At 64.7% G+C, this 25,545-nt stretch carries 28 protein-coding genes and 2 tRNA genes; 20 read left to right on the plus strand and 10 right to left on the minus strand.

Annotated elements, in window-relative coordinates:
- The first annotated feature begins 10 nt into the window (after positions 1-10).
- The 8 genes from AR323_RS12635 (at position 11) to AR323_RS12670 (ending at position 7,520) form a co-directional block, all read left to right on the plus strand.
- Positions 11-1,504, plus strand: a complete 1,494-nt coding sequence (locus AR323_RS12635; protein WP_057884344.1) for a tyrosine-type recombinase/integrase — start codon at positions 11-13, stop codon at positions 1,502-1,504.
- A gap of 205 nt (positions 1,505-1,709) precedes the next feature.
- Complete coding sequence (locus AR323_RS12640; RefSeq protein WP_057884345.1) at positions 1,710-2,024, plus strand: hypothetical protein; 315 nt, start codon at positions 1,710-1,712, stop codon at positions 2,022-2,024.
- Positions 2,021-4,150, plus strand: coding sequence for a primase-helicase family protein (locus AR323_RS12645; RefSeq protein ID WP_057884346.1), 2,130 nt, complete (start codon positions 2,021-2,023; stop codon positions 4,148-4,150). Before AR323_RS12640 ends, AR323_RS12645 begins: the two co-directional genes overlap by 4 nt.
- Before the next feature lie 207 nt (positions 4,151-4,357).
- Positions 4,358-4,708 carry a ProQ/FinO family protein gene (locus tag AR323_RS12650; RefSeq protein ID WP_057884347.1) on the plus strand — a complete coding sequence of 117 codons (351 nt, stop codon included), beginning with the start codon at positions 4,358-4,360 and terminating at the stop codon, positions 4,706-4,708.
- Between the two features lie 173 nt (positions 4,709-4,881).
- Positions 4,882-5,346, plus strand: coding sequence for a hypothetical protein (locus AR323_RS12655; protein ID WP_057884348.1), 465 nt, complete (start codon positions 4,882-4,884; stop codon positions 5,344-5,346).
- A gap of 12 nt (positions 5,347-5,358) precedes the next feature.
- Positions 5,359-5,613, plus strand: a complete 255-nt coding sequence (locus tag AR323_RS12660) for a hypothetical protein (protein ID WP_057884349.1) — start codon at positions 5,359-5,361, stop codon at positions 5,611-5,613.
- 117 nt (positions 5,614-5,730) lie between these two features.
- A complete protein-coding gene (locus AR323_RS12665) occupies positions 5,731-6,405 on the plus strand; it encodes an HK97 family phage prohead protease (protein ID WP_083495432.1) in 675 nt (224 codons plus the stop codon).
- Between the two features lie 2 nt (positions 6,406-6,407).
- Complete coding sequence (locus AR323_RS12670; protein ID WP_057884351.1) at positions 6,408-7,520, plus strand: phage major capsid protein; 1,113 nt, start codon at positions 6,408-6,410, stop codon at positions 7,518-7,520.
- 138 nt (positions 7,521-7,658) lie between these two features.
- Here the strand turns inward: AR323_RS12670 and AR323_RS12675 are convergent, their stop codons facing one another.
- Complete coding sequence (locus AR323_RS12675; protein ID WP_235510629.1) at positions 7,659-8,630, minus strand: restriction endonuclease; 972 nt, start codon at positions 8,628-8,630, stop codon at positions 7,659-7,661.
- Positions 8,631-8,654: 24 nt separating this feature from the next.
- Here AR323_RS12675 and AR323_RS12680 point away from each other — a divergent pair, with 24 nt between their 5' ends.
- Together AR323_RS12680 and AR323_RS12685 are read left to right on the plus strand one after the other, a co-directional pair.
- A complete protein-coding gene (locus AR323_RS12680; protein ID WP_152980356.1) occupies positions 8,655-8,936 on the plus strand; it encodes a hypothetical protein in 282 nt (93 codons plus the stop codon).
- A 45-nt stretch (positions 8,937-8,981) separates the two neighbouring features.
- Entirely contained in the window at positions 8,982-9,224 is a 243-nt protein-coding gene (locus tag AR323_RS12685; protein ID WP_057884354.1) for a hypothetical protein, read from the plus strand.
- An 86-nt stretch (positions 9,225-9,310) separates the two neighbouring features.
- Here the strand turns inward: AR323_RS12685 and AR323_RS12690 are convergent.
- A tRNA-Val gene (locus AR323_RS12690) sits at positions 9,311-9,385 on the minus strand.
- A 92-nt stretch (positions 9,386-9,477) separates the two neighbouring features.
- Positions 9,478-11,355: a signal peptide peptidase SppA gene (gene sppA / locus AR323_RS12695; RefSeq protein WP_057884355.1), complete on the minus strand. Its 1,878-nt coding sequence runs from the start codon at positions 11,353-11,355 to the stop codon at positions 9,478-9,480.
- A 116-nt stretch (positions 11,356-11,471) separates the two neighbouring features.
- On the opposite strand from sppA, the gene AR323_RS12700 reads away from it, so the two are divergent.
- Genes AR323_RS12700 through AR323_RS12710 form a run of 3 tightly spaced genes read left to right on the plus strand, consistent with a single transcriptional unit; the run spans position 11,472 to position 14,268 of the window.
- Positions 11,472-12,509, plus strand: a complete 1,038-nt coding sequence (locus tag AR323_RS12700; protein WP_057884461.1) for an aspartate carbamoyltransferase catalytic subunit — start codon at positions 11,472-11,474, stop codon at positions 12,507-12,509.
- Positions 12,506-13,723, plus strand: a complete 1,218-nt coding sequence (locus AR323_RS12705) for a dihydroorotase (RefSeq protein ID WP_057884356.1) — start codon at positions 12,506-12,508, stop codon at positions 13,721-13,723. The genes AR323_RS12700 and AR323_RS12705 overlap by 4 nt, the downstream gene beginning before the upstream one ends.
- A 56-nt stretch (positions 13,724-13,779) precedes the next feature.
- A complete protein-coding gene (locus AR323_RS12710; RefSeq protein ID WP_057884357.1) occupies positions 13,780-14,268 on the plus strand; it encodes a VTT domain-containing protein in 489 nt (162 codons plus the stop codon).
- A gap of 69 nt (positions 14,269-14,337) precedes the next feature.
- On the opposite strand, the gene AR323_RS12715 is transcribed toward AR323_RS12710, so the two are convergent.
- The 3 genes from AR323_RS12715 to AR323_RS12725 are packed head-to-tail and all read right to left on the minus strand — an operon-like array spanning position 14,338 to position 16,976.
- Entirely contained in the window at positions 14,338-15,696 is a 1,359-nt protein-coding gene (locus AR323_RS12715; RefSeq protein WP_083495441.1) for an SPOR domain-containing protein, read from the minus strand.
- A gap of 28 nt (positions 15,697-15,724) precedes the next feature.
- On the minus strand, positions 15,725-16,228 hold the full coding sequence (locus tag AR323_RS12720) for a hypothetical protein (RefSeq protein ID WP_057884359.1): 504 nt from the start codon (positions 16,226-16,228) through the stop codon (positions 15,725-15,727).
- A 25-nt stretch (positions 16,229-16,253) separates the two neighbouring features.
- Positions 16,254-16,976: a ParA family protein gene (locus AR323_RS12725; RefSeq protein ID WP_057884462.1), complete on the minus strand. Its 723-nt coding sequence runs from the start codon at positions 16,974-16,976 to the stop codon at positions 16,254-16,256.
- Between the two features lie 224 nt (positions 16,977-17,200).
- Between AR323_RS12725 and AR323_RS12730 the strand changes: the two genes are divergently transcribed.
- The 4 genes from AR323_RS12730 (at position 17,201) to bfr (ending at position 20,509) form a co-directional block, all read left to right on the plus strand.
- Positions 17,201-18,337, plus strand: a complete 1,137-nt coding sequence (locus AR323_RS12730; protein WP_083495434.1) for an SPOR domain-containing protein — start codon at positions 17,201-17,203, stop codon at positions 18,335-18,337.
- A gap of 60 nt (positions 18,338-18,397) precedes the next feature.
- On the plus strand, positions 18,398-19,666 hold the full coding sequence (locus AR323_RS12735; protein ID WP_235510630.1) for a DUF418 domain-containing protein: 1,269 nt from the start codon (positions 18,398-18,400) through the stop codon (positions 19,664-19,666).
- Between the two features lie 58 nt (positions 19,667-19,724).
- Positions 19,725-19,913 carry a (2Fe-2S)-binding protein gene (locus AR323_RS12740; RefSeq protein ID WP_057884360.1) on the plus strand — a complete coding sequence of 63 codons (189 nt, stop codon included), beginning with the start codon at positions 19,725-19,727 and terminating at the stop codon, positions 19,911-19,913.
- A gap of 110 nt (positions 19,914-20,023) precedes the next feature.
- Complete coding sequence (gene bfr / locus AR323_RS12745) at positions 20,024-20,509, plus strand: bacterioferritin (RefSeq protein WP_057884361.1); 486 nt, start codon at positions 20,024-20,026, stop codon at positions 20,507-20,509.
- A gap of 1 nt (position 20,510) precedes the next feature.
- On the opposite strand, the gene AR323_RS12750 is transcribed toward bfr, so the two are convergent.
- On the minus strand, positions 20,511-20,858 hold the full coding sequence (locus AR323_RS12750) for a PilZ domain-containing protein (protein ID WP_057884362.1): 348 nt from the start codon (positions 20,856-20,858) through the stop codon (positions 20,511-20,513).
- A 70-nt stretch (positions 20,859-20,928) separates the two neighbouring features.
- Positions 20,929-22,311 (minus strand): ribosome biogenesis GTPase Der, encoded by a 1,383-nt coding sequence (der, locus tag AR323_RS12755; RefSeq protein WP_057884363.1) that lies wholly within the window; start codon positions 22,309-22,311, stop codon positions 20,929-20,931.
- Positions 22,312-22,401: 90 nt separating this feature from the next.
- Here der and AR323_RS12760 point away from each other — a divergent pair, with 90 nt between their 5' ends.
- Positions 22,402-23,127 carry a CHAP domain-containing protein gene (locus AR323_RS12760; protein WP_057884364.1) on the plus strand — a complete coding sequence of 242 codons (726 nt, stop codon included), beginning with the start codon at positions 22,402-22,404 and terminating at the stop codon, positions 23,125-23,127.
- Here AR323_RS12760 and AR323_RS12765 read toward each other — a convergent pair whose 3' ends face one another.
- Both AR323_RS12765 and AR323_RS12770 read right to left on the minus strand, forming a co-directional pair.
- The gene (locus AR323_RS12765) at positions 23,128-23,409 is read right to left on the minus strand and encodes a DUF3297 family protein (RefSeq protein WP_057884365.1); all 282 of its coding nucleotides are present in this window, start codon (positions 23,407-23,409) and stop codon (positions 23,128-23,130) included.
- A 40-nt stretch (positions 23,410-23,449) separates the two neighbouring features.
- Entirely contained in the window at positions 23,450-23,641 is a 192-nt protein-coding gene (locus AR323_RS12770) for a hypothetical protein (RefSeq protein ID WP_057884366.1), read from the minus strand.
- A gap of 143 nt (positions 23,642-23,784) precedes the next feature.
- On the opposite strand from AR323_RS12770, the gene AR323_RS12775 reads away from it, so the two are divergent.
- Both AR323_RS12775 and tig read left to right on the plus strand, forming a co-directional pair.
- Positions 23,785-23,869 (plus strand) — tRNA-Leu (locus AR323_RS12775).
- A gap of 61 nt (positions 23,870-23,930) precedes the next feature.
- Positions 23,931-25,520 (plus strand): trigger factor, encoded by a 1,590-nt coding sequence (gene tig, locus AR323_RS12780; RefSeq protein WP_057884367.1) that lies wholly within the window; start codon positions 23,931-23,933, stop codon positions 25,518-25,520.
- Positions 25,521-25,545 lie beyond the last annotated feature (25 nt).

The raw sequence follows: 25,545 nt of genomic DNA on the forward strand, positions 1-25,545 counted from the left end.
GAGTTTCGCCATGGCCGCGCCGAAGAAGAAGTCCTACCCCAAGACCTACCTGACAGATGTAGCGATTGAGCGCATCGGCCGCCCTGCCAAGGGCCGAGTGTCGGTCAGCGATGTGGAGACCGGTCTGTTCCTCTGGGTCAACGCCACCGGCAAGAGGTCGTGGGCGGTCGTGACCAATCAGAAGGGTTCCGACCGCAAGCAGCGCAAGGTGATCGGGCAGTGGCCTGGCGTGCGCGTGTCGGAAGCTCGGGAGGCCGCGCGCGAGCTTGTCGCGGCGGCGCGGGAGGGCGCGGTCATAAAAGACAGGCTCGCGGAGGAAAAGGCCGCTGCCGAGCGCGAGGCTGCTGACAAGCAGGCGGGCACCTTCCGCGCCGTGGCGGAAAGCTACGTGGCAGCTATGCGGGCAGGGAAGCTAGTCGGCGGGCGCAAGCGCGCTGTCACCGCGACAACCGCGACTGCCCGCGAACGGCTGCTTGAGCAAAGGGTGCTGCCGACGCTGGGCCACCACCCTCTTTCCGAGATTACGACGCCTATGGTGGCGCGGCTCCTTACGCAGTTGGACAAGGCCGGTGGGCCGGTGGACGAAACGCTCAAGGCGATACGCGGCGTGTTCAAGTTCGCCCTGTCGCGCGGGCTGTTCCACGGCGCATTGCCGACCACGGGCATGACCAACCGCCAGCCGCCGAAGAAGATCACTCGGGCGCTCACGGACGATGAACTGCGGTCGATCTGGCTGGCGGCTCGCGAACAGGGTTGGCCGTTCGGTTCGGTCATCCGGCTGCTCATGCTGACCGGCCAGCGCAAGAACGAGATTGCCGGGCTGACTTGGGACGAGGTGGACCTTGAGCGCAAGCTGATTGTGTTGCCGAAGGAGAGGGTGAAGAACCGCAAGGGCGCGCACGAAATCGCCTTGAGCGAGCCGGCCATGCAAGTGCTGGAAGCGGCAGGGGCGATTTACGACGCGCTGCATCCGCGCAAGGCTGGCGCCCAGCCCGAGCCGCGCAAAGGGCTGGTGTTCCCGAGCGACACTGGCGAGACGCCGATCAGCGGCTGGAACAAGCTCAAGGCGGCGCTGGACCGGCGCGTGAAGGGCAACCTCGCTGGCCTCACCGAAGAGGACCATCGGGCAATCCGCGCGGGCGGCGCGCTGCGAACGGACACGGTTGCGCGCAAAAAGGCGGCGCTGGCGCGGGTGGCGGAAGTGCAAACCGAGGCGTGGCGCATCCACGATCTGCGGCACACCTTCATCACTCGCTGCCGAGACGGCGAGGAAAATGCCGAAGGCGAGATTGTTTGGTCAGCGCCGCTCGACGTTCTGCAAGCGGCGGTGAATCATGAGATCACGGCTGGCGTCACTGCGGCCTACGATCATGGCGACATTCAACGGCGCTACCGGCTCCGCAAGCGGGAGCTGATGGAGTGGTGGGCGCGCAAACTCATGTTCATCGTGGGCGAGGCTGAGGCAGCAGACAATGTGGTGCAGATGCCTGCGAGGGCAGGTTAAAAAACGCATTTTGCGTTTCAGGAAAGTTGGCGCATAAAGGTTCCGAAGTCGCTCACGGGCGACCGAACAAAACCGACCGCCACAGATAATCGGAACGGGGCTCCCCTGTTCGTCTGTCGCCCAAAAGCAAGCGCCACGGCGCATTTGGCAGATGGCCGTCTTCTGACAACTTGAGGCTCAAGCCTCAGGCAGAAGGACGTTGCCAATGCCTGCTCGTAAACACCGCACCGGTGAAGAACTTGAAGCGTGGGAAGCTCGCAAGGCCGCCCATCAGATGCAGATGTTGATCGCGCGGGAGACAGTGAAGTCTCTCACCGGTCACACCCTCCTCCGTCTCGACGAGGCTGCTGCTGCAATCGGCGTCACGAAGAAGACGCTCCGCGAACTAGAAGCCCAGAAGCTGCCCAACTGGCCGCAGAGGGTGACACTCAGCCCGAAGGTGACCGGCTACAGATTGAAGGACATTGAGGCGCTGATCGACGGCGGCATGGTTCCGCGCGAAGTGGAGTCGGCCGAATGACCGGCGCTAGCGGAAGCGAGCCGCTGACCGGGCCACCTTGGGAAGAAGAAGCCCCCGCCTCTGGGGGAGAAGCGGGGGCCGGGGACCATGCCACGGGAACGGCTGGCGAGAGGGATTCTGCGCCATCTTCGGATGGATGGAAAGTCTCTTCGGGCGGCGCTCGTGGCTCCTACGAATGGAACGATGATGACCGGCCCCGCTGGGACTTCACCACCAAACTTGAGCGCGAGTACGACTACCACCGCGCGGACGGCAGCTATGCCTACACTGCCCTGAAGGGGCGGCGCGAGGACGGCGAAAAGGCTTTCCTCCGAGGGAGGCGCGTCATTGGCACAGGCGACCTGCAATTCGCACGGGACGAAGGCGAACTCTACAAGTTCCCCGGCATTGAGCATTATCGCAAGGGCACCGGCGAAGAGCCGGACCTGCTTTATCGGCTGCCCGAGTTGCTCTTGACCATGGACGAGCGGCCCCATGCCCTTGTGTTCATCTGCGAGGGCGAGAAGGATGCGGACCGCCTGATCGAGTTGGGCCTGATCGCCACGACGAACCCGAACGGCGCGCTCAACTGGAAGCCCGCGTTGAATACCCACCTTGCAGGGCGGGCGCTCGTCATCTTGACCGACAACGACGACAAGGGCCGCAAGCGCACTGCCAAGTTGCTCCCCATGCTGGCCCCGACAGCGAGGAGCGTAAAGGCGGTGGACCTGCCCGGCCTGCCAGAACGCGGCGACGTCTCCGACTGGCTCGACGCTGGCAACTCGGTTGACGACTTGCTGCGGGAGGTCAGCGCCGCTGCCGGTTCGGGTGTGCACCTGACCGACTTCTATGCCTTCATGCCGTCGCACAATTACATCTTCGCCCCGAGTGGCGAAAGTTGGCCGGCGACAAGTGTGAACGCAAAGGTGCTGCCGATACCGTTGCTCGATAACCAAGGCGAGCCGGTGAAGGACGATAAGGGTAAACCGAAGCGCATTGCCGCGAACCAATGGCTCGATGCCAATCGTTCAGTCGAACAGATGACATGGGCACCTGGCGAGCCGCAGGAGATTTCAGACCGGCTGATTTCCGACGGTGGCTGGATTGTTCGTGCCGGATGCTCCGTTTTCAACCTTTACCGTCCGCCGCTGCCGATCCACGGCGACCCTCAACTGGCAACGCCGTGGCTCGATCACGTCAACGCGGTCTATCCCGCCGACGCGGAACACTTGATCGCTTGGCTGGCGCATCGCGTCCAGCGCCCCGGCGACAAGATCAACCACGCTATTGTGATGGGCGGCGCTCAGGGCATCGGGAAGGACACCATCCTTGAGCCGGTGAAGTATGCGGTTGGGCCGTGGAACTTCGCGGAAGTGTCACCGCAGCACTTGCTCGGGCGCTTCAATGGCTTCGTGAAGTCGGTGATCCTGAGGGTGAGCGAGGCGCGGGATCTTGGCGATGTGGACCGCTTCGCTTTCTACGATCACATGAAAACCTACACCGCCGCGCCGCCAGACGTGTTGCGCGTCGATGAGAAGTTCCAGCGGGAATACTCCGCCTTCAACGTGTGCGGCGTGGTTATCACCACAAACCACAAGGGCGACGGCCTCTATCTGCCGGAAGATGACCGGCGACACTATGTCGCTTGGTCAGAGGCTGATCGGGAAAGCTTCTCCGAAGGCTACTGGAACAAGCTGCACGGTTGGTATGCCGGTGGCGGCGTCGGCCACGTGGCAGCCTACCTGCGGACCCTCGATCTTGCCGCGTTCAACGCCAAGGCTCCCCCGCCAAAGACAGACGCGTTCTGGGACATTGTCACCGCGAACAGCGCACCCGAATCGGCGGAACTGACGGACGCGCTGGAAAAGCTCGCATGGCCGCAGGCGGTGACGCTGGCAGACCTTGTGGAAGCGGCGGAACAGGCATTCGGTGAGTGGCTGCGCGATCGGCGGAACAGCCGCAAGGTGCCGCACAAGATGGAGGAGTGCGGGTATCGCCCGGTTCGCAATCCGACTGCGAAGGCTGGGCGCTGGAAGGTCGGCGGCAAGGATATGGTGATCTACACCAAACGCGAGCTCTCCACGCGTGACGCCATTGAGGCTGCTGAAAAGCTGAGCGCGAGGGGCGATGACGATGGCCCGATTTAACTCCCCAGCGCTGGTAGCGCGTGAAGCGCGTGATCGACCATCCCCCTCCTTTTCACTCCCCTCGCGCGCTTTTGAAAAGTTTTTCCAGAGGGAGAAGGAAGGGGAGGGAAGGTTGGAAAGAGAGGGAATGCAGGATCACGCGCTTCACGCGCCACACGCGCTGACGCGCCCAAAGCCGGGCACATCCAACCTAGAGGAGACCACACCATGATTACCAATCACAAGCAGGCCGTCGCGGCCCGAGAGAAAGAGGCCAAGGCTGTCCTGTCTGCCATGAAGGAGCGGCACCCCGGCGCGTTCCCCACGCCGCCGCGCCCGCTCAAGGTCGGCGTGCGCGAGGACCTCATCGCCGCCGGTTGGACGGATGCTGAGGTGAGCACGGCCCTGAGCTACTACTTGCGGACGCGCGCATACCTTCAGTGCACCTATGCCGAGGGGCAGTTCCGCGTCGGGCTAGACGGGATGCCCGTCGCCCCGGTGCAGGACCGCGACCGGGAGTGGGCACGCAGGCAAGTCCAGCTAGGCGAATATCATGGCTCCTGGAACACACGCTGGTGAGCCGCACCCTTTCCCTAGGGCGCGCAGCCCTTGGCCTCCCTGCACACATCTACGGGCGCTCCCGTGGGTGTCCGGAGGGGGCGGGGCCATTGAAAGTTGAGAACTGTGCAACGCGGTGACCGCCGCCCCTCACAAAGAGCAACGCAAAGGTTCAAATCCGAGAGGAACACACCATGACGAAACCACGCAAGGCGCGCACCGACAGCGTCGCCAACCTCATCCGACTGGCCACCACGGCGAACACTGAAATCGCACCCCCGGCGCACATGGCGATGGAGGCAGAGGTGTGGCCCTTCTTCCATAGCATCGCAGACGAGTTTGCTCGCGCCGACTGGACACCGCACCGACTGTCGCTGGCGGTGATGTTGGCCAGAGCGATGGCCAACGTTGAAGAAAATCAGCGTTTGCTGCGCGAGGAAGGCACCGTCGTCCCCGACGCAAAGGGTGTCCCCCGCGTTAATCCTAGGATGAAGGTTGTCGATGGGCAGCTGAGCCAGGTGCTCGCCATGCGCCGCTCCCTCGCCATGACGGGCCGGGCGATGGCGGGCGGGACGAACAAAGCCGCGCACCAGCGGGAAGCCAACCGCGCCGCCGAACACCGGCTGCGGGGCAATGGCCGCGACGATCTATTAGCTTAAAAGGAACATATCATGAACAAATGGAACGAGAAGATGCCAACCGCCGAGCAAATCGAGATGACCCGGCGAGTCGAGACGGCGATTGCGAACGAGATTAACCTGCTCGCGCGGGAAGGGGTGCCGGTTGCTTGCATCCTCACCGGGCTGGGGCTCTCAATCGCAGACCTTATCACCTGTCAGGCCGAGGCCAGCGCAGTCGCCCCTTGGTTCGAGAAGCAAGCGATATTGGTCCGCACCCTCCAGGGCGATGCGGACAATCCCAACTAGCGGAAAATAAACACTTTTCATGGAGCGCAAGATGGCGCACAATCCCCTCGTTGACGCGCGGCTGTCCGCGTCGAAACACCAATGCTCACGCGGCTGCCCGCGCACATTGGCTGAGAAATGGGCCTTCCTGCCCAACAGCAATGGTGCGCACGTATGAACAGCCAGACACTCCCCTTCCAGATCAAGTCCGTGACTGACTCCGGCGTCGTCGAAGGCGTAATCAGCGCCTTCGGCCAGGTGGACCGCATTGGCGATACCATCGAGCCGGGCGCTTATTCCAAGTCGATCAAGCGTCTTGAGCAGGACGGGCGCAAGCTCCCCTTGCTCTATCAGCATGACCCGCACCGCCCCATCGGCGTGTGGACGGAGTTGAGCGAGCGCAGCGATGCCCTCTTCGGGCGGGCCGAACTCGCAATGGAAGTGCGCGATGCGCAAGAAGCGCACGCACTGGCGCGCAAGGGCGCACTGACCGGGATCAGCATCGGCTACGAAATTGCGCCGGGCGGCTCCCGCAAAGACGGCAACCGCCGCATCCTCAGCGACATCGACCTTTGGGAAGCGTCCCTAGTGACGTTCCCCTGCGACACGCACGCGCGCGTCACAGCGGTCAAGGATTTCGCCTGTGCGCGGGACATTGCCGAATTGCTGCAAGCTGCCGGTCTTTCCGGCCGGCGAGCAAAGGTGGCGGCAGGTGCCGCTTGGAAGGCCATGAACGAAGCCGAAGCGGACGAAGATGAAGTCCGCGCAATCCTCAACGCATCCGCCGCCCGCATTGCGGCCATAGGAGCATGAAAATGAACGCACTGACCAAAGACTTCACCGACGCAGTTGAGCAGCAGTTTAGTAAGCTGAACAGCGACGTTCAGAGCGCCCTCAAAAAGGCCGGCACGGTCGAAGGCATCCTGCAAGAACTTGAGCAGAAAATGGCCTGTTCCAGCTATGGCGGCGGTGCTACCGCGCCCGAAAGCTGGGGCCAGCAGGTCGTGGACAGCGATCAGGTTAAATCGCTGGCGGGCATCGCCACCTCGCAGCCCGGTCGGGTAAAGATCGAACTGAAGGAAATCACCTCGATTGCGTCCAGTGGCGGAAGCCTCGACGGCGGAATGCGTGACTCCGCGATCAACTCCCTGCCGGTTCGCCAGCCGCGCATCCGTGACTTGCTCAACGTGCTCAACACCACGAGCGGCAACGTCGAATACGTGGACCAGACCACGCGCGACAATCAGGCGGCTCCGCAGGTGGAAGGTGCGCTCAAAGAAGAGAGCAGCTATGCCTGGGAGTTGAAGAACCTGCCCATCCGCACAATCGCCCACTGGACCAAGGCCAGCGTACAGATTCTGGCCGACGCGCCGCAGCTTCAGTCGGTGATCGACACTGAACTACGGTATGGCCTCGCGCTGGCGGAAGAGACGCAGCTACTCAACGGCGACGGCGTAAGCCCGAACCTTGATGGCCTAATCACCAACGCCACCGCCTATGTGGCCGACTTCACTCCGACCACGGAGACTATGATCGACAAAGTCGGGCTGGGAATGCTGCAAGTGACGCTGGCGGACTACGTGCCCAACGGCGTGGTCATGCACCCTTCGGATTGGATGCGTATTCGCCTGCTGAAGAACACGGACGGGGAATATCTGCTGGGCGACCCGCAGTCCAACCCCAACCCACTCCTGTTCGGCCTTCCGGTTGTGGCCACTACGGCCATCGCCAAGGACGCCTTCCTAGTCGGAGACTTCCGCCGGGCAGCAACCCTCTATGACCGCGAGCAGGCCAACGTGGCCCTTTCCACGGAAGATGGAGACAACTTCGTGAAGAACATGGTGACCATCCGCGCTGAGGAACGCTTGGGGCTGGCAGTGAAGAATGCCACCGCCATGAGCCTCGGGGACTTCGGCAACGTCACCTAATCGAATTGCCGCCGGTCCCGGTCCCCCATTTGGCGACCGGCGGTAACTTGGGGAGGCGCTTTCTTGGTTTCGCGCCGCCCTGTTTCGTCGGGAAGGCGAGAGCGGTTATTCCCTATGGCCGCTCTCGCCTTTTCCGCATCACCCCTCCACAAAGAAATCCTCGTCAATCCGCTTGACCTTGACTGCGCGGCTGATCCTCACCCCTACGTCATGCTCGATCATCAGGTCCGTGAGGCGCACCCCGTCGATCAGGATGATGCGCTGAGGGATTTGCTCGGCATACTGCCGAGCTCCGGAACTGAAAGACGAGGTTGTGACAAACACGCCCTTGTTTGCGCCGAACCCGACTAGGCTCCCCACAAACCCCTGCACCTCTGGCCGCTGGACGGAATTTGTCTCCGCATACCGCTTGGCTTGAACGTAGATACGATCGAGGCCCAGCCGATCTTCGTCGATCACTCCATCCACCCCATTGTCGCCGCTTTTGCCCAGCTTCAATGCGGCATTCTCATGGCTTCCGCCGTAGCCCATCGCCACGAGCAAATCGACGATCAGGTGCTCGAAGAAGAGGGGCGAATTGTCGAGAATGCGTTGCAGAAGGTCGCTGCTCAGCGCCGAGTGAAGAACGGCCTGCGCCGCGTCGATTTGCTCCTCGGGAGTGGCGGGCGATACAGAGGCAGCCGTCGCCACCGGCTTCTCGGATTTAGTCTGCCCGCTCGCGCTCGCCTGCTGAAACGCGACGAATGCGGGATATGCCTTGAGCGTCTCGTTATCGATCGTCGTCGGGTTCTTAGCCAACATGGCCTGCCCTTCGGTGCTGGCGCGGAACAAGCCTCGCTTAGGACTTTCGATCAGCCCCGCTTTGCTCATGTAGAACTTGGCCCAGTGAATGCGATTGTGCAGCACGCGTTGGCGATTGCTGGGCAGCATTTCTTCGCGCTCTTCGTCCGACAGACCGAACTGATCCGCAATTTTCTGCGCAGCTTCGGGCACCCGCATTTCGCCTTGAGCGGCGAGCCGCAGAACCGGCAACATCAGCGTCTGATAGTCTGGTATAGCCAAGGTATCCCCCTTGTGGGCGGTGTTCTCACACAGCTTCAGGTGTGGCAAGCCTATGGCAACAGGAGGAAGTCTGTGTCGGGAGCCAGAGAAACAGCGATTGGCATAGCCACGGTTCTTGGCTCGAAAAACGCGCCAAACCCGTTCCTGCTGACGTTCCAAAACCAAGTGCTCGCTGAGGCAGGCGAGATTGTGCGTCTCACCGTTGCGGAGTGTCGGGACGCCGGCATCGCGCTCACCCGGCTGGAATTGGACCGCGATCTTTTCGGAGAGCTAGAGGGCAAGGTTGACCTGCCAATTCGCTACTGCCCGGACCTAGCGGCTGCCGTTCGGTTCGTCCGGCCCAGCGAGACCTGATTGCAAGTCGCTTGCAATCCGTTCTCCATCTGTTCCAATTGGCAGATGATGATTCGGCCCGACAACAGAGAACTTGAACAGGCGATCTCCATCGCCCTGACCACTGCCCCCAACTATGCCCTGCGGGACGCTTTCAGCCCCACCGGCAAGCTGAACCGGCAGGTGGCGATACAAACCCTCACGGCGCGCGTCGTCGCTGCCCTGCGGCCCTACGAGCTGACGCGGGAGCCGAACGCCTACGAGGTTGGCCGGGGGACGTTGCCGCTGTTTCCGGAGGAAGGTCGCTGAGCGGCGGAAAGGTCCCTTAAAAGGTTCCTTGCGCCGATTTCAGCGGGATAGTGGGGCATCTTTTCCGGCCTAAGCCTTTGAAAAGATGGTGGGCGCGACAGGGATTGAACCTGTGACCCCACCCGTGTGAAGGGTGTGCTCTACCGCTGAGCTACGCGCCCGTCCGGCGGCCCCCAAGCAAAACTCGGCGGGGCGGACAGGGGCGCGCCTTTGCCACCGCCTCTGCCGCTTGGCAAGCCGGTATGCCGCGGTCTCAGGTCAGGAGTGCGATAAGTTTCGCCATCCATCCCTGCGCTTCGCTATCGGGGGTACTGCGAACGATCGGAGCACATTCGAGGCAGTATGCCTGCATTCCCTTGGTGCCCGTCAGGCGACCGAGGTCGGCAGTCAGTTGCGACATGGCCCGATTGCGCTGCAGTGCGAACATACCGACCAGATCGCTGCTGCGCGCGCGTTCGGCTTCGTCGCCGACAAGCATGCGACGAAGCAGCGTGTCGCTGGTGCCGGTTTCGTCCCCGAGGAACTCGGCATGCCAGTCGCCGTCGCCAAGCTTCGCCTGTCCGGCAACCCAGGCGAGCGCATCGTCCAGCCCGCCGTACTGATCGACCAGACCGACCTGACGCGCGGTACCGCCGTCCCAGACGCGGCCCTGGCCGACCTCGTCCACGCGGGCCGGGGTCATCTTGCGCGCCTTGCCGACCCGGTCCACGAAGTCAGAATAGCCGTCCTCGATATAGGCCTGCATCAGCGCGTCGGCTTCGGGCGGAAGGCCGCCGATCAGGTCCGGCTGGCCCGAAAGCGGCGTGGTGCTGACGCCGTCGGTGCTGACGCCCCATTTCGCGGCCGCGTTCTCGAACGTGGGCAGGACTGCGAAGATGCCTATCGAACCGGTGATCGTGTCCGGTTCCGCAAATATGCGATCGGCTGGCGTGGACACCCAGTACCCGCCGCTGGCCGCAACGTTCGCCATCGAGACGGCGATGGGGATCTTGCGATCCTTGTGCCGCAGGATCGCGCGGCGGATTTCCTCGCTCGCCAGCACCGAGCCGCCGGGCGAGTCCACCCGCACAACGAGCCCCTTGAGATCGCTTTCCAGCGCCTCGTCGAGCACGCGGGCGATCCGGTCGCCCCCGGCAACGCCGGGTCCGGCGTCGCCATCGACGATTTCGCCGGCGATGGTCACCACGCCGATTGCGTCGCCGGTGTCGGGCATAGGCTTGTCGGCCAGCCACGGATCGAGCTCGGTGAAGGCGAACGTGCCGGGCAGCTTGTCCCACGGGTCCTCGCCGGCGATTTCCGCCACGCGCCTGCCGAACTGGACGCGGTCGCCCAGCTTGTCGACGAGGCCCGCGTTCTTCGCCGCCGTTGCCGCATCGCCGCCCGCGCGGGCGAACCATTCGGCCGGGTTCTGGGCGAAGGCTGCGAGGTTGACCTGCGGGCGGGCCTTCTTCACGTGCGCCTGCCATTCGGCCCACATCGAGCCGTAGAGCTGGGTGTAGTTCTCGCGCGCCTCGGGCGACATTGCGTTGAGGATGTAGGGTTCGACCGCGCTCTTGTAGGTGCCGACCTTGTAGACGCGGGCGTTGACGTCGAGCTTCTTCAAAAGGTCGCCGTAATACATCCTGTTTCCGCCGGGACCCAGCACCAGCGCGCCGCCCAGCGGATCGATCCAGATCTCGCTGGCATGGCTCGCCAGCATGACCGAATCGTCGGTGTAGACCGTGGCATAGCTCAGCACGGGTTTCTTCGCTGCGCGCACGCGCTCGAGCGCCGCGCCGATGTCTTCGAGGTGGACCTGGCCGCCGCCGAAAACGGCGCCGAATTCCAGCACGACCGCCTTGATCCGGTCGTCCTCCGCCGCCTCGTCGATCGCGTGGACCAGCTCCTGGACGTCGTATTCGCCGGTGGGTGCCTGTCCCGAAAACAGCACCGCGAAGGGATCGAGCGGGCTCTTTTCCTCCACGACCACGCCGTCGAGCGACAGCAGCAGCGCGCCTTCACGCACCGACGCGGGGCTGGGCCGGGCGGTGAGCAGCGCATAGAGCGCGAAGAAGAACAACAGCAGGAACACCAGGCTGAGGCCGTCCTTGACGGCGACGATCAGGTGCCAGACCTTGCGGGCGAACGACATGTACAGGGGTGTTCCCGGATAGAGCGATAGAACGGTCTATCTAGGGAGTGCGGCGCGTCAATGCCACCCGAATGCACTTGACCGGCATACGGCTCTCGACCAAGGGCATGGCTTCAATGACATCGGCGGAAAACACCCCTGCGGCTGGCCCTCGGCCCGGTCGCTATCCGGCGGGCTCGCGCGCCTTCCCGCATCGCGATCTTTTGGCGGTCGGAGCGCTCGAACGGCACGAGATCCTGTTCCTCCTGGACGAGGCGGAACAGTGGGTCGCGATGAACCGTACGGCTGCCAAGCACACCGATTTGCTCGGCGGTCTGACGATCATCAACGCCTTCTTCGAGAACTCCACGCGCACGCTGCTGAGCTTCGAGATCGCCGGCAAGCGGCTGGGCGCGGACGTGGTCAACATGCACGCCGCGCAATCGAGCGTGAAGAAGGGCGAAACGCTGATCGATACCGCAATCACGCTCAACGCGATGCGGCCCGATGCGATCGTGATCCGCCACGGATCGAGCGGAGCGACCGCGCTGATCGCCGACAAGGTCGACTGCCCGGTGATCAACGCCGGTGACGGTCAGCACGAGCATCCGACGCAAGCTCTGCTTGATGCGCTTGCATTGCGGCACGCGCTGCAAGCCCGCGGGCAGACTGCGGACGACTTCACCGGTCTCACGGTCACGATCTGCGGCGACGTGCTGCACAGCCGGGTGGCTCGTTCCAACATCCTGTGCCTCCAGGCGCTCGGTGCCAGTGTGCGCGTGTGCGCGCCGCCGGCGCTGATGCCGCAGGGGATCGAGGCGATGGGCGTGGAGGCGTTCCACGACTTCGACCGGGCGCTGGAAGGGACCGACGTGGCCATGATGCTGCGCCTGCAGACCGAGCGGATGAGCGGCCAGTTCGTGCCGTCGCCGCGCGAGTATCACCACCTCTACGGCCTGACCGCCAGGCGGCTGGCGAATGCCGCGCCCGACGCCATCGTGATGCATCCGGGACCGATGAACCGGGGGATCGAGATCGATAGCGACGTGGCGGATTCGATCGACCGCTCGATCATCACCGCGCAGGTCGAGATGGGGGTCGCGATCCGCATGGCCTGCCTAGACGTGCTGACCCGTCGCCGCCGCGGTATCGCGGGCTGGGGAGATCCTGCATGACCCCGCACGCCGTCACGATCGTCGGGGGCAGGGTCGTCACGCCCGACGGTATCCAGGATGTTCCCTTGCGCATGGCAGGGGGCGCGATCGCCGGTTTCGCCGGGCCCGAGCAGGGCGACGAGGTGGTCGATGCAAAGGGCCAGCTCGTCGCGCCCGGAATCGTCGATCTGGGCGTCTTCGCGGTCGACAAGCCCGCGTTCCGGTTCGGCGGGATCACGCGCGCCGCGCTGATGCCCGACCAGAATCCGCCGCTCGACTATCCCGCGCGGGTCAATTTCATCGCCAAGAGCGGCAAGCCCGACCTGTGGGTGCATCCGCTTGCGGCGGCCACGGTGTCGCTCGAAGGCGAGCAGTTGGCCGAGATCGCGCTCATGAAAGCGGCGGGCGCGCGCGGGATCGCGACGGGGCGGCGGTGGATCGCGGATTCGGGCGTGATGCTGCGATTGCTGCAGTATGCCGCGATGCTCGACCTGGTGGTGGTGAGCCATGCCGAGGATGACGGCCTTGCCGGAAGCGCGGTCGCGACCGCCGGCGAAGTGGCGACCCGGCTCGGGTTGCCGAGCGCTCCGGCGGAAGCCGAGGCTCTTGCAGTCGCGCGCGACATCGCGCTGACCGAGCTGAGCGGAGCGCGGTTGCACCTGCGCCAGGTGACGACCCGCTCTGCACTGTCGCTCGTTCGTGCTGCAAAGGCGCGCGGTGTCACCGTTACGGCTGGAGTAACCCCGGCGCACTTCATGCTGTCCGACCTGTCGACGATGGACTTTCGCACGTTCGCACGGCTTTCGCCTCCGTTGCGGTGCGAGGACGACCGGCAAGCGGTGCGCGAGGCGATCGGCGACGGAACCATCGACGTGATCGCCAGCGGCCACGACCCGCGCGGGCCGGAGGACAAGCGCTTGCCGTTCGCCGACGCTGCGCCCGGAATGGCCGGAGCGGAAACCCTGCTCGCGATGACCCTCACCCTCGTGCGCGACGGGGTGATCGACCTGCCGCGCGCATTTGCGCTGCTCTCGGCGAACCCCGCGCGGCTTCTGGGTGTGAACGCAGGGGAGTTGCGCGATGGTTGCGAAGCCGACGTGGCGATCATCGACGTCGAGCGTCCATGGGTAGTCGACGGTAGCCGGATGGAAGCCAGCGCGGGCAACACGCCGTTCGACCGCCAGCCTACACAAGGGCGCGTCTCGTCGCTCTACAAGGGCGGAATGCCGGTTTAGCACGGCGCGTCGTCAAGGTTTTGGGAACGCAGCCCGCGCTCGAACGATAAGGCTGCATGGACTTCTCGTTCGCCAGTTTGCTTCCAATCGATACGTTCGAGGGGTTGCTGGCCATGCCGTTCGGCGAGGTCTGGCTAGCCGCGGCATTTCTTGCGATCACCGCCTCGATCTACGCCTCTGGGATTCCCGGTGCGCTCTTGCCCCTCTCGTTCTCTTCAGGCGCATTGCTTGGCGGCCCGCTCGGCATGGTCGCAGTAGCCGCTGGCGCGCTGATCGGCTCGCTCCTGATGTATGCCCTGCTTCGGCGCGGGTCGGAGGTGACGCTCCGGCAGAAATACGGCGACCGTCTCGAAAAGCTCGATCGGATCGCCGCGCGCGGGGGAATCCTGCCGATCATCGGGCTTCGGCTCGCCGGGGTGCCGCACGTTGCGGTGACGGCAGTGTGCGCTTTGGCGCTCGTCGAGCCGAAGCGTTATGCGCTGGCTACGATCGTCGGGGTCTTTCCGGCAATTGCGCTATCGGCATTGGCAGGAGCCTCTGTCTGAGGTTCCAAATGCGAAAAGACCCCCACCCGTAAGGGCAGGGGTCTTCGCTCGGTGGCTTGTTGAATGTGTTTAGCGGCGGGCGAAGCGCGCGCCGGTGGTGACCGCTCCGCGCAGCGGATTGTTCGCGGCCCATGCGATGCACCCCTGGCCCTGGCGCTTGGCGGTCGAGCAGAACGAACCCGCATCGGCCCGGGCGAGGCCGCCCGCCGAGACGCGATAGTACGTCTTTCCGCGCACGACCGCCTTGGTGATCACCATGTCGAACTGGCTCAGTTGCGGGAAGCGCTTGGCATAGATGTCCCATGCCCGGCGCGCACCTGCCTCGCTCGAGAACGAACCGAGCTGCACGAGGTGATCGCCCGAAGCGATCGCGGCCGAGGTGCGCTCGACGACCCGCGCGTCGGCCACGCGGCGGGGACCGGGTGTGGTGGTCGCGGGGCGAGCAGGCGCCTGCTGGACGACCGGCTGCGAAACGAACTCGACCGCTGACGCCAGCATTTGAGCAGGCGTTGCTCCGGCAGGGGCAGGGGCCGCGAAAGCAGCTTGGAAATCGGTCGGCGAGTCTGCCGCGGCGAGGGCAGGTGCGGATTCGACGGGCGCCGGCACCTGATCGGTGAGGGCCGGCAATTCTTCGCCCGTCAGCGCGACCTGCTCGACCGGATCGGACGGAGCGACTGCCTCGGCGGCCAGTTGCTGAGTGGTGGGGTGATTGGCCAGAGCGAGCTGCGCCGGCTGTCCGCCATCCACGGCAACGCGCGTTCCGAGCAGCGATGCCACGCGATTGGGCGATTCCTCCGGGCGCGCCATCGCGGCCCAATGCGAAATGCGCGCGTCGAGCTGGTCGAGCGGCACGTCTTCGGCGGCCATGATTCGCGCGCCGGCCCAGTTGCCGTTGAGCGCGAGGGCATAGGCGAGGTTCTGGCGCGACTTGGGTGTGTTGTCGCCGCCGCGCACCGCGTTCGAGAGAACGTGCACGCCCTGTTCGGTCTCGCCCGCGAGAGCGAGGGCCAGCCCCAGATCGGCGGCCGGAATGTCGTCCCGCCAGTCCTCCAGGACTTCGAGGGCAGCGACCCGGTCACCGGTGGCGATCGCGGCGAGCGCATAGCCCAAGGCCACGCGAGCGCTTTCGTCACCCAGTGCCATCGCATCGTCGAAGCTCGTGCGAGCCGACAGGAAGCGCCCGGCTTCCATGTATGCTGCGCCCAGCGTGGTGCGGTATTCGGCATTGCGCGGATCGGCGAGCACGGCAGCTTCCGCGTGCGCGATGGCCGAGGTGACTTTGCCCTTCTTGAGCGCGACGTCGGCGCGCTCGGCGGAAATGTCGGCACGCGGCGCGGCTTGCGTCGCGCACCCACCCAGCATGGCCGAAGCGAGCGCGGTGCCCGCGGCCAGCGTCAGCAGGCGTGCGTTCTTGGCGGTGCGGCTCATGGTCATTTCCCCCTGTCGATCCGGTAATTCAGCGCCGCTTGACCTGCGCGGCGAGCGCTTCGAGTTCGGGCATCGTGCCCAGCCAGGCGTCGAGCGCCTCGGTTACGAGTGCCTGGGCACTGCAGTCGCGCATCGTGCAGGCGAGGCGCAACTTGAGGTGGCGATCCGTATCGAGGCGCAGCGTAAAGGCGGCCCGGTTCGATCGTTCGATCTTGGTCTTGCGGGCGGGTGCGATCCGCTGTGCGATGGCATCGCGCTGGCGGCGCACTTCCGGCTCGGCGGCGGGGCTTAACCCGGTGGCCTCGGGCAACCGCGCCATCGGGGTCAGCTGGACGATGTCGGCCGTCTGCGGCTGATCGTCGTTTTCGCCCATGTCGTTCCACCCGAGATCCTCGAGTTTCTCGGCATCGACGGGCGTATCGGAGGCAGGCATCGAAGCGAGCGCCGCGTGTTGCGGACGCATCGCGGGCTTGGCGCCGCCCTTGCGGGCTAGAAGCGTCGGGCTCAGCGAGGCGAAGGAGGGTTCGGCCATTGCGATCGGCCTTCCTTACCGCCGCTTACTGCGCGACGCGGCGACCGAAGCCGCCCTGTGCGCGATAGGCGGCCCCGGGTGCCTGCTGGTGCATGGCGTTGGGCGCGGCGAAAACGGTGCGGCGGAAGTTCTTTTCCAGACGATCCGAAATGTAATTCCAAAGCGCGGCCATTTCGGCTGCGGAGCGGCCTTCCGGATCCACTTCCATCACCGTCCGGCCGTCGATCATCGAGGCCGCGAAATCGGTGCGGTGGTGAAGGGTGATCGGAGCGACCGTGCCGTGCTGGCTCAGCGCGACGGCGGCTTCCGAGGTGATCTTGGCCTTGGGCGTGGCGGCGTTGACGACGAAGATCAGCGGCTTTCCTGCGCGTTCGCACAGGTCGACCGTTGCGCCGACGGCGCGCAGGTCGTGCGGCGACGGGCGGGTCGGCACGACGATGAGCTCGGCCACGCCGATGACCGACTGGATCGCCATCGTGATCGCGGGCGGCGTGTCGATGACAGCCAGCTTGAAGCCCTGCTGGCGCAGCACCTGCAGGTCGCTGGCGAGCCTGGCGACGGTCGTCTGCGCGAAAGCCGGATATTCCGCCTCGCGCTCGTTCCACCAGTCGGCGAGCGAGCCTTGCGGATCGATGTCGATCAGGACGACCGGACCGGCGCCGGCGCGTTGCGCCTGCACGGCGAGGTGCCCGGACAAGGTGGTCTTCCCCGAACCGCCCTTCTGCGAAGCCAATGCCAATACCCGCAAGGCTGATCCCCCATTGAATTCCAGTGCGAGGCGCACCCATGCACCCCACGCAAGGAACGAGATCGCAGCATACCCCTAATATTGGGTTAACCCGGCACCGTTGACATGGCCGAATTAGGGACGCCGATTTTTACCCCCGAAGAAACTCTTTGCTAACGGCTTGTTCACTATGTCACCGTGCCGAAAGCACTTTTTCGTGCGCGAGCGATGTGGGGTAGTCCGTGATGATCCAGGCAAGATCGGCATTCGGTGCCATCGTCGGCGCCGTCGGCCTCGCTTCGATCCTGTATGCGACCGGTGCGATCGCGGGAGTGAAGGACGGGGTCGATGCGTGGAGTGTCGGCGACTACTCGCGCGCGGTGGCCGAATGGCGAGAGCCGGCGAACCGGGGTGACGCCGACGCTCAGTTCAATCTCGCACAGGCCTATCGCCTCGGCCGCGGAGTGAACCAGGATAGCGCGCAAGCCGAGACGCTCTATGCGCGCGCCGCCGCGCAGGGCCACCTCAAGGCGGCCGATACATATGGCCTGATGCTGTTCCAGACCGGACGCCGCGAACAGGCGATGCCCTATGTCGTCGCGGCCGCGGAGCGCGGCGATCCGCGCGCGCAGTACCTGCTGGGCCTTGCCCACTTCAATGGTGACCTGGCTCCGAAGGACTGGGTACGGGCCTATGCCCTGCTGACGCTGGCGAACGGCGCGGGATTGCCGCAGGCGACTCCCGCGATCGGCGAGATGGATCTGTATATCCCGCTCGAGCAGCGGCAGCAGGCGCAAGTGCTGGCAAGCAGCATTCGCGCGAATGCCGACGTGACCCGCTCGACCAGGATGGCTGCTAGCGACCTTGGCGCGGAGACCACGGCGGTAGCGGCCCCCGTAGCTGTCACGGCAGCGCCAGTCGCGGTCGCGGTCGAGCAGGCGCGCGCGCCCAGACCGATCGAGCCGGTCAACGTGTTGCCCTCCATCGCGGCGGCAGAGGCTGCGGTCGCCGAAGCAGTCCGCGCCACCGGTCGCGAAAGCCCCGCTACTGCGGGCGCAGATTACGCGCAGGCTTCCCGCGCATCGGTCGCAGCGCCATCCGTCCGGCCAGCCACGACCGCGACTGTTGTTGCTTCTGCGCCAACTCAAGTGGCTGGCGGACCGTGGAAACTGCAACTCGGGGCGTTTTCCGTTGCCGGCAATGCGGACCGGTTGTGGTCGCAGCTTGCCGGAAAGGCGGCGCTTGCCGGAAAGGCGAAGCAGGTCGTGCCCGCCGGGAAACTCGATCGGCTGCTCGCCGCAGGGTGGCCGACGCAGGCGAGTGCCCAGTCGGCCTGCACCGCGCTCAAGGCGGGCGGGGCGGCCTGTATCGTTACGCGATAGCACTTCCTCATGTGAACTCGTCTGCTATGCTCGGAAGCACGGCAGGGGGGGTACTGAACGATGGAACCGGCGACGCAATTCGCGCAATCCGACACTGCGGCGCCCACGGGTCGCGATCGTCTGGATAGCCTCGATTTTATCCGCGGGATCGCGGTTATGGGCATTCTGGCGGCCAACATCGTCGCGTTCGGTCAGTCCTTTCCCGCCTACATCTATCCGGCTGCATTCGAAGTGCCGCATTCGGCTGCGGAAGACTGGATGTGGGTCGCTCAACTCGTCCTCGTGGACGGCAAAATGCGCGGGCTGTTCACGCTGCTGTTCGGCGCGGGGATGCTGCTGTTTCTCGACCGTGCCTGGGCGGCCGGGAAGGGGCGCTCGTTACAGGTCCGGCGTCTGTTGTGGCTTGCCGTGTTCGGCCTGATCCACTTCTTCTTCCTGTGGCGGGGCGACATCCTCTTCGGATACGCGACGCTGGGCCTGGTAGCGCTGCTGTTCGTAAAACTGCCTCCGCACAAGCAGATGGCGATCGGCATTACCGGATATCTGGTCGGCGTGGTCGCCTATGCTGCGATGATGGGCGCGCCGCAGATCGTCGCCGATAGCCCGGTGGGCGACCAGCCTCAGTTCTCCGAGATGCGAGAGGGTCTGCAGTCCGGGATGGACAGCGAAATGGCCGATGCAAAGGCCGAATCGCCGCTGCTGCGCGAAGGCCGCTACGGCGAATGGGTCGCGCACAATTTCTCCGCGCATGGGTCGATGGTGCTGATCACCCCGATCCTGTTTTCATTCGAAACGATACCGCTGATGCTCATCGGCATGGCGCTGTACCGGTACGGTCTGTTCAACGGCGGGATCGATCGGGGCAAGATGCGGCGGTGGGGCTGGACGGGGGTAATCGTCGGTAGCCTGGTCACGCTCGCGATCGGCCTGTGGGCGAAGGCTGGCGGGCTCACCTATTACGGCACGATGGCGGCCATGCTGGGTTGGTCCCCGCTGCCGCGGCTTGCGATGGTCATGGGGCTGGCCTCGTTGTTGGCCCTTTGGTCCGCTCATGCAAACGGCTGGTTGGGCGAGCGGGTCAAGGCGGCCGGGAGAGCGGCGTTCACCAACTACCTCGGCACATCGATGATGATGGTGCTGGTGTTCCATGGCTGGGCGCTGGGGCTGTATGGAGAGCTCGGCCGCAGCGCACTCTACCTCGTCGTGCTCGCGGCGTGGATCGTGATGCTGGCGTGGTCCAAGCCGTGGCTCGAACGCTTCCGCTATGGGCCGCTGGAATGGCTGTGGCGATGCCTGACTTACGGACGCCTTTTTCCGCTTCGCAGATAGGGCTTGCATCTGCGAGTGGTTCGCATTAGCGTTTCTTCATCGAAGGAGCCGCGAGCGAATGTACGTCTGCGTCTGCAATGCCATCCGCGAATGCGAACTGCGCCGCGCCGCGCTGCGCACGTCGGGCGATGCCGAAGCGGTGTACGCCGCGCTGGGAAAGCGCCCGAACTGCGGAAGCTGCCTTCAGGAAGCTGACGCGGTCGTGTTCGAAGAGCGCGAACTGGCCTCGATTCCGCAGGCCGCCTGAGGCTGCGAAGCACTCGCAACTGGCGGAATTCCGCCATTTTTCGCGTTCTGCCGGTTGTTCGATAGCCCCAATCAGGGCATAGTGTCGGCTCACCTGCAGGAGACGAAATCATGAAGGGCGACCCGACGGTCATCGACTATCTCAACCGGGCGCTCACCAACGAGCTGACGGCGATCAACCAGTACTGGCTGCACTACCGCGTGCTGCATCACTGGGGCATCAACAAGCTCGCCGAGTATGAGCGGCACGAGTCGATCGACGAGATGAAGCACGCCGATACGCTGGCCGAGCGCATCCTGTTCCTCGACGGGCTGCCCAACTTCCAGGCGCTCCACAAGTTGAAGGTCGGCGAAACGGTCGAGGAAATCCTCCGTGCCGACCTCGCGGTCGAGATGGAGGCGATTCCCCTGCTCAAGGACGCGATCCAGCACTGCGAGACAGTCCGCGACTACGTCAGCCGCGAGATTTTCGAGCGGATCCTCGAGAGCGAAGAAGAGCACGTCGATTTCCTCGAAACCCAGTTCGAGATGATCGAGCGGATGGGGCTACCAAATTATATCCAGCTTCAGAGCGAGCCGGCCGGCGAGGGCGGTTGAGCTAGCGCCGCCGGAGCCAGTGCCAGATCGTCCGGCGCGGCTGGTCGTGCAGGGCCTCGCTGTGCGGTCGGCCGATGCCGGACGCGGCCAGCAATTCCTCCTCGTCGATAGGAGTGTCGGCTTCGATTCCGACCCGGGATCGTTCGCGCCAGACCACCGATCCGGTCATACCCCAGCCGCGGTGGCGCAGTTCGATGCGCTCGCCGACAGCGGGAGGGGACGCGGACCGGAGCATCAGCCCGGTCCGAGAGACATTGCCGATCTGCACGTCCGCCCAGCCGTCGCCCTTGCGCAGCTTGGCCTTGATGAACGTAATTCGGCGTGGTTTGCGACCGCCACTTTTTAACACCCCTATCGGCTAGCACAGGGAGAATTGCGCGCCAAGCACCTGAATTGTCGCGCCGAATCGGCTGCGGAGCTCAGTCTTTGGAGTAGGGGTTTTTCGGCGCCTTCAGGACGATCCGCACCGGTACCGCTTCGAACCCCAGCTCCTTGCGGATGCTATTGACGAGATACCGCTCGTAGCTTTTGGGCAGCATGTCGAGGCGGGTGCCGAACACCACGAATCGCGGCGGGCGTGTGCCCGCCTGAGTGATGTAGCGCAGCTTGATCCGCTTGCCCTTTGGAGCAGGCGGCGGGTTGGTCTCGATCGCGTCCTCGAACCAGCGGTTCAGGGCGGACGTGGGCACACGCTTGGACCATGCCTCGCGGATTTCGAACGCCGCCTTGAGCATCGTGTCGAGGCCCTTGCCGGTCTTGGCCGAGACCGCGAACACTGGCAGCCCCTTCACCTGCGACAGGCCGTCCTCCAGGGCGCCCTTGATCCCGTTGAACAGGCTGCTCGCATTTTCCGCGATGTCCCACTTGTTGATCGCGACCATGAGCGCGCGGCCTTCCTCGATCACGTGGGCGGCAATCTTGAGGTCCTGGTGCTCCAGGCCACGCGTAGCATCGAGCAACAGCACGACGACTTCGGCGAAATCTACCGCGTGCTTAGCGTCGGCGACCGACAGCTTCTCCAGCTTGTCCACCACCAGCGCACGCTTGCGCATTCCGGCAGTGTCGATCAGCCGGATGTCGCGCACGTCGCCGTCGGGCATCGTCCACTGATAATCGACCGCGATCGAATCGCGGGTGATCCCGGCTTCGGGACCCGTCAGCAGACGGTCTTCGCCCAGCAGGCGGTTGATCAGCGTGGACTTGCCCGCGTTCGGGCGCCCGACGATCGCCAGCTTGAGCGGGCCCGAGGCCTCGGCCTCTTCGTCGATCTCACCCGCCCGGTCGGCCGCGTCGCGCTCGTCCTCCGATGCTCCGATGATAGGGTAGAGCGCCTCGAACAGGTCGGCGACACCCTCGCCATGCTCGGCCGAAAGGGCCACCGGCTCCCCGAAGCCGAGCGAGAACGCCTCGTAGAGACCCGCGTCGCCTGCACGTCCTTCGGCCTTGTTGGCGACCGCAATTACGGGGATCTCCTGCGTCCGCAGCCAGCGGGCGATTTCTTCGTCCAGGGGAGTGAGGCCGGCGCGCGAATCGATCACGAACAGCGCGGCATCGGCGCCTTCGACGCTGACCTCGGTCTGCTTTCGCATCCGGCCGGGCAGGGTTTCTTCGTCGGTGTCTTCCCAGCCGGCGGTATCTACGATCGTGAACTCGAGACCGGCGATGGCCGCATCGCCGAACCTGCGATCGCGCGTCACGCCCGGCTGGTCGTCGACCAGCGCAAGCTTTTTACCGACCAGCCGGTTGAAGAGCGTGGACTTGCCCACGTTGGGGCGTCCGATGATGATGACGGTGGGTTTCATGAGCGTGTCCCGCGCAGGTGGCCGCTCGCGGGTCGATTGGCAAGCGCGGCGGTAACCCGATGCTAACCTTGTTTCGGCATCGATAGCGGCATGAGGGGAATTACGCTTGCCATCGCTGCCTCCGCGCTTGCCTGTCCGGCGGTGGCGTTCGCCAACGCGGGAGCGGTTTCCGCAGGCAGCGTCGAGCTGGCGCCCTACCTGCAATGCGTACCGTATGCGCGCGAGCGGACCGGCCTGCAGATTTACGGCGATGCCCACACGTGGTGGGACCAGGCCGAGGGGCGATACAAGCGAGGCTTCCGGCCCAAGATCGGCGCGGTCATGGCATTTCGGCCGACCTCAAGCATGGCACTGGGCCACGTCGCGGCGGTCTCGCGCGTAATCGACAGCCGAACCGTCTTGCTGGATCACGCGAACTGGTCGCCGATCAATGGACGGCGTGGTCAGATCGAACGCGATGTCCGGGCGATCGACGTCTCTCCGGCCAACGACTGGAGCCAGGTGCGCGTCTGGTACGCACCGCTCGGCGACCTGGGCACGACCGCGTGGTCCGTTGCCGGATTCATCTATAACGAACGCGAGTCCGGATCGCCGCTCGGCGGTCCGCGTGTGCTGGCCGCTGCTTCCAGGCTGCCCGAGGTGGCGGTGATGGACCCGAAACCGTCGAAGGCCTTCACGCAGGCATTCGCCAACCTGGCAGAGCCTGCGACGACGCGGCCAGCTGCTTCACGCCCGGTTCCGCGCCGGACGGTGGCAGTATCGGCAGTGAAGACGCACGATCCGATCGCTGCGGCGATCGACCGTTACGGAAGCTGATCAGTCTTTCTTGGCGACCGGCGGTTCGTCGCCCAGGTCTTCGAACCAGGCTTCGACGGGGCCATTGAGCTTCAGCGTCAGCGGCTGACCCTTGCGGTCCATCGTCTTGCCGGCCTGTACGCGGATCCACCCTTCCGAAATGCAGTATTCTTCCACGTCGGTGCGGACCCGGTCCTTGAACCGGATTCCGATGCCGCGCTCCAGCGCGTCCTGCGCGAAGTGCGGGCTGCGGTGGTTGACCGAAAGGCGGTCGGGCGGGGTCTGTGCTTTTTCGTCGCTCATGGGGCCGCGCCATTAGTCGCCTGCGGGGCAGGCGGCAAGCTCAGTCGGGTGGAGGCGGCGTTTCATCCGGGCCCTTGCCCGGTTCGATCGTGTCGGGTTCGTCGGGCTGAACCTCGTCCGGCTCGCGGATGGGATCCTCGTCGGGCGCGTTGCCCGGGTGAGTCTCGGGCGGAGACTGCGGATTGATCGTGTCGGGGTTGGGGTGCGGCTGAATTTCGGGCTGGCTAGCCATCGGTCGATCCTTGTGTGGCTTCGGACATCAACGATTGCCGCGTCGCTGTCGTTCCCCCCGCTTGCCCTTTGCGCCCGCGCGCTGTAACGGCGCACCCCTGTTCGCGAGCGGGCCTGCCCGCCCGCGCCACTTCGTTCGGGTTTGCGGGCGTGGCGGAATTGGTAGACGCGCTGGTTTTAGGTACCAGTATCGAAAGATGTGGGGGTTCGAGTCCCTTCGCCCGCACCAACCGCCGCCCCGATGTCGAGCGATCACGAGATTACTGTTTTACAAAGGCTTTTGACCTCCCATGAAGATCGAAGAGACCACCAACGAAGGCCTGCGCCGCGCCTATAAGCTGACCATCCCGGCCAAGGATATCGATGCCGCGGTCAGTGCCGAAGTGAAGAAGATCGCGCCGCAGGTGCGGATGCCCGGCTTCCGTCCGGGCAAGGTGCCCGCGAACCTCGTCAAGAAGATGCACGGCGAGGCGATTCACGGCCAGGTGGTCAACGAGCAGATCACCGGTGCCATCGATTCGCTGATGCGCGACAAGAAGCTGCGTCCGGCCATGCAGCCGCGCGTGGAACTTGGCGAAGGTTATGAGGAAGGCAAGGACGCCACCCTGACCGTCGACCTCGAAATCCTCCCCGAAGTCGAGGCGCCGTCGACCGATGGCATCAAGCTGGAAAAGCTGACCGTTCCCGTCAGCGATGCCGAAGTCGACGAGGCGGTGGGCAACATCGCCGGCCAGCAGAAGAGTTGGAAGGACGCGCCCAAGACGAAGAAGGCGGCCGACGGCGACCAGATCGTCATCGATTTCACCGGTTCGATCGACGGTGTCGAATTCGAGGGCGGCAAGGCCGAGGAAGCGCCGCTCGTCATCGGGTCGGGCCGCTTCATTCCCGGGTTCGAGGAACAGCTTACCGGTGTGAAGGCGGGCGACGACAAGACGATCACCGTCTCCTTCCCGAAGGATTACCCGGCCAAGGAACTGGCGGGCAAGGACGCCCAGTTCGCCGTCCATGTGCACAAGGTGCAGGTCGAGGACGAGACCAAGGTCGACGAGGATTTCGCCAAGTCGCTGGGTCTCGAAAGCCTCGAACAGCTCCGCGGCCTGCTCAAGGGCCAGCTCGAGCAGGAGCTTGCCGGGCTTACCCGCACGGCCATGAAGCGCCAGCTTCTCGATACGCTGGCTTCGGGCCACGATTTCGCCGTGCCGCAGGGCATGGTCGATGCCGAGTTTGAGCAGATCTGGGCCCAGCTACAGCAGGAAGCCGCCCAGGACGCGGATCCGGCTGCCGCACTGAAGGAAATCGAAAGCGAGAAGGACGAGTATCGTTCGATCGCCGAGCGCCGCGTTCGCCTGGGCCTGCTCCTTTCCGAGATTGGCCAGGCCAACGGCGTGCAGGTGACCCAGCAGGAAATGAGCATGCTCATCCAGCAGGCCGCTCAGCAGTACCGCCCGGAAGACCGCGACCGGTTCATGGAACTGATCCGCACCAACGACATGGCCGCGGCCCAGCTCCGCGCTCCGCTGTACGAGGACAAGGTCGTCGACTTCCTGTTCGACAAGGCCGACGTTTCGGAACGCGAAGTGACCCGCGAGGAACTTCAGGCGGCGATCGAGGCCGAGGAAACCACGGCTCCGGCGCCTGCCAAGAAGAAGGCTTCCGCCAAGAAGGACGCTCCGAAGAAGGATGCGCCCAAGAAGGACGCCGGTTCGGATGAAGCGGCCAAGCCCAAGAAGGCAGCGCCGAAGGAGGAAGCTGCTCCGGCCGAGGACAAGCCCGCCGCCAAGAAGGCTCCGGCGAAGAAGTCCGCGGCCAAGGACGAGCCCGCCGCCAAGGAGGCCCCCGCCAAGAAGGCTCCGGCAAAGAAGGTGGCCGCCAAGAAGTGACGCGCATGCGGGCAGGGCCGGTATC

The organism is Tsuneonella troitsensis, assembly GCF_001441535.1.
GTDB lineage: Bacteria > Pseudomonadota > Alphaproteobacteria > Sphingomonadales > Sphingomonadaceae > Tsuneonella > Tsuneonella troitsensis.

Bases quoted from the DNA above. Each gene is read 5' to 3' on its own strand.
- AR323_RS12765 (WP_057884365.1), bottom strand. From the start codon at position 23,409: ATGAGCGACGAAAAAGCACAGACCCCGCCCGACCGCCTTTCGGTCAAC.
- der (WP_057884363.1), bottom strand. From the start codon at position 22,311: ATGAAACCCACCGTCATCATCATCGGACGCCCCAACGTGGGCAAGTCC.
- AR323_RS12760 (WP_057884364.1), top strand. From the start codon at position 22,402: ATGAGGGGAATTACGCTTGCCATCGCTGCCTCCGCGCTTGCCTGTCCG.
- AR323_RS12670 (WP_057884351.1), top strand. From the start codon at position 6,408: ATGAACGCACTGACCAAAGACTTCACCGACGCAGTTGAGCAGCAGTTT.
- AR323_RS12640 (WP_057884345.1), top strand. From the start codon at position 1,710: ATGCCTGCTCGTAAACACCGCACCGGTGAAGAACTTGAAGCGTGGGAA.
- AR323_RS12660 (WP_057884349.1), top strand. From the start codon at position 5,359: ATGAACAAATGGAACGAGAAGATGCCAACCGCCGAGCAAATCGAGATG.
- AR323_RS12770 (WP_057884366.1), bottom strand. From the start codon at position 23,641: ATGGCTAGCCAGCCCGAAATTCAGCCGCACCCCAACCCCGACACGATC.
- sppA (WP_057884355.1), bottom strand. From the start codon at position 11,355: ATGTCGTTCGCCCGCAAGGTCTGGCACCTGATCGTCGCCGTCAAGGAC.
- AR323_RS12720 (WP_057884359.1), bottom strand. From the start codon at position 16,228: ATGGCCGAACCCTCCTTCGCCTCGCTGAGCCCGACGCTTCTAGCCCGC.
- AR323_RS12710 (WP_057884357.1), top strand. From the start codon at position 13,780: ATGGACTTCTCGTTCGCCAGTTTGCTTCCAATCGATACGTTCGAGGGG.
- AR323_RS12635 (WP_057884344.1), top strand. From the start codon at position 11: ATGGCCGCGCCGAAGAAGAAGTCCTACCCCAAGACCTACCTGACAGAT.
- AR323_RS12665 (WP_083495432.1), top strand. From the start codon at position 5,731: ATGGGCCTTCCTGCCCAACAGCAATGGTGCGCACGTATGAACAGCCAG.
- AR323_RS12735 (WP_235510630.1), top strand. From the start codon at position 18,398: ATGGAACCGGCGACGCAATTCGCGCAATCCGACACTGCGGCGCCCACG.
- AR323_RS12730 (WP_083495434.1), top strand. From the start codon at position 17,201: ATGATCCAGGCAAGATCGGCATTCGGTGCCATCGTCGGCGCCGTCGGC.
- AR323_RS12655 (WP_057884348.1), top strand. From the start codon at position 4,882: ATGACGAAACCACGCAAGGCGCGCACCGACAGCGTCGCCAACCTCATC.
- AR323_RS12685 (WP_057884354.1), top strand. From the start codon at position 8,982: ATGATGATTCGGCCCGACAACAGAGAACTTGAACAGGCGATCTCCATC.
- AR323_RS12645 (WP_057884346.1), top strand. From the start codon at position 2,021: ATGACCGGCGCTAGCGGAAGCGAGCCGCTGACCGGGCCACCTTGGGAA.
- AR323_RS12705 (WP_057884356.1), top strand. From the start codon at position 12,506: ATGACCCCGCACGCCGTCACGATCGTCGGGGGCAGGGTCGTCACGCCC.
- bfr (WP_057884361.1), top strand. From the start codon at position 20,024: ATGAAGGGCGACCCGACGGTCATCGACTATCTCAACCGGGCGCTCACC.
- tig (WP_057884367.1), top strand. From the start codon at position 23,931: ATGAAGATCGAAGAGACCACCAACGAAGGCCTGCGCCGCGCCTATAAG.
- AR323_RS12700 (WP_057884461.1), top strand. From the start codon at position 11,472: ATGACATCGGCGGAAAACACCCCTGCGGCTGGCCCTCGGCCCGGTCGC.
- AR323_RS12740 (WP_057884360.1), top strand. From the start codon at position 19,725: ATGTACGTCTGCGTCTGCAATGCCATCCGCGAATGCGAACTGCGCCGC.
- AR323_RS12715 (WP_083495441.1), bottom strand. From the start codon at position 15,696: ATGAGCCGCACCGCCAAGAACGCACGCCTGCTGACGCTGGCCGCGGGC.
- AR323_RS12650 (WP_057884347.1), top strand. From the start codon at position 4,358: ATGATTACCAATCACAAGCAGGCCGTCGCGGCCCGAGAGAAAGAGGCC.